Origin of the sequence: Nonomuraea antimicrobica (genome assembly GCF_039536965.1) — a bacterium.
Classification (GTDB): domain Bacteria; phylum Actinomycetota; class Actinomycetes; order Streptosporangiales; family Streptosporangiaceae; genus Nonomuraea; species Nonomuraea antimicrobica.
Map to the genome: position 1 here is coordinate 1 of NZ_BAAAZP010000275.1, position 1721 is coordinate 1721.

1 protein-coding gene is annotated in these 1721 nt (G+C 65.1%); it reads right to left on the reverse strand.

The window, feature by feature from the left end:
- The coding region (gene dnaE, locus ABD844_RS52580; RefSeq protein WP_344897763.1) for a DNA polymerase III subunit alpha at positions 1-1721 on the reverse strand (1721 nt) is incomplete at both ends.

The following is a 1721-nucleotide window of genomic DNA, read 5'->3' on the forward strand; positions in this document are numbered from 1 at the left end:
TCGCAGGTTGATCTGCAGCGGCACCTGGCCCTGATGCATCTTCAGCACGTTACGCAACTCCTCGACGAGCCTGGCGCTGACGCGTTCCTCACGCAGCAGCAACGTGACCGGCTGCCCGGAGTCGCTGGTGATGCCCGACACGTCGAGCGGCGTCAGGTCCTGCGCGAAGACCGAGATCGCGCCGTCGCGGTTGTTGATCTGCCCGCCGACTGAGACCACCGCGTCCTCGCGCAGTTCCGGCGCGTACAGCTCGTAGCTCTTGGGGAAGAACAAGCACTCGACAGCGGCGTCCATGTCCTCGACGGTCGCGATCGCCCACAGGTTGCCGGCCTTGTTGACCCGCTTGTCCACCTTGGTGATCAGACCGCACACGCGGACATCGCCGCGGTCCTCACGCCCGCTGGCCAGAAGGTCCGCGATGGTGGTGTCCCGGTTGCGGGCCAGCACCCGCTCGGTACCGGCCAGGGGATGGTCGGACACATACAGGCCCAGCATCTCCCGCTCGAAGTCGAGCTTGGTCTTCTTGTCCCACTCCATGTCGGGGATGGCGATGGTGAACGCGGTGTCGTCGCTGGTGTCGTCCATCCCGCCGAACAGCGAGTCCTGCCCGTGGGCCTCGTTCTTCTTGATGTCGATGACCGAATCGACGGCCTGCTCGTGAACCATGAGCACGCCCTTGCGCGGGTGTTCGAGCGAGTCGAACGCGCCCGCCTTGATCAAGGATTCGATGACGCGCTTGTTGCAGACGGACAGGGGCACCTTGCCGAGGAAGTCGTTGAAGTCGTCGTAGCGGCCCTTCTGGGCGCGGGCTTTGACGATGCCCTCGACGACGTTCTCGCCGACGTTGCGGACCGCGCCCATGCCGAACCGCACCTGCGTGTCACCCACGGCGACGAAGTCGAGCTGGGAGTCGTTGACGTCGGGCGGTAGCACCTGGATGCCCATCTTGCGGCACTCGGCCAGGTAGACGGCTGCCTTGTCCTTGTCGTCACCCACGGAGGTGAGCAGGGCCGCCATGTACTCGGCGGGGTAGTTGGCCTTCAGGTAGGCGGTCCAGTAGGCGACCAGACCGTACCCGGCGGTGTGCGACTTGTTGAACGCGTACCCGGAGAACGGCAGCATGACGTCCCACAGCGCCTGGATCGACTCATCCGAGTAGCTGTTGCCGCGCATGCCAGCCTGGAAGTTGGCGAACTCGGCGTCCAGGATCTCTTTCTTCTTCTTGCCCATGGCGCGGCGTAGCAGGTCAGCGCCGCCGAGGGTGTAGCCGGCCAGCTCGCGAGCGACGGCCATGATCTGCTCTTGGTAGACCAGCAGGTGGAACGTCGGCCCGAGAATCGGTTCGAGCGCTTCTTTCAGCTCGGGGTGGATGGGCTCGATGTCCTGGCGGCCGTTCTTGCGGTGCGCGTAGTTGGTGTGCGCGTTGGCTGCCATCGGGCCCGGCCGGTACAGGGCGAGCACCGCGGCGATGTCCTCGAATCGGGTCGGCTCCATGAGTTTGAGGAGCTGCCGCATGGGGCCGCCGTCGAGCTGGAACACGCCCAGGGTGTCGCCGCGGGCCAGAAGCTGGTAGGTCTTCTCGTCGTCGAGCTGGAGGGTGAGGGTGTCGAGCTTCACGCCCCGGTTCTGCTCGATGATCTTGATGGCGTGGTCGATGATGCCGAGGTTCCGCAAGCCCAGGAAGTCCATCTTCACCAGGCCCATCGACTCGCACGATGGGT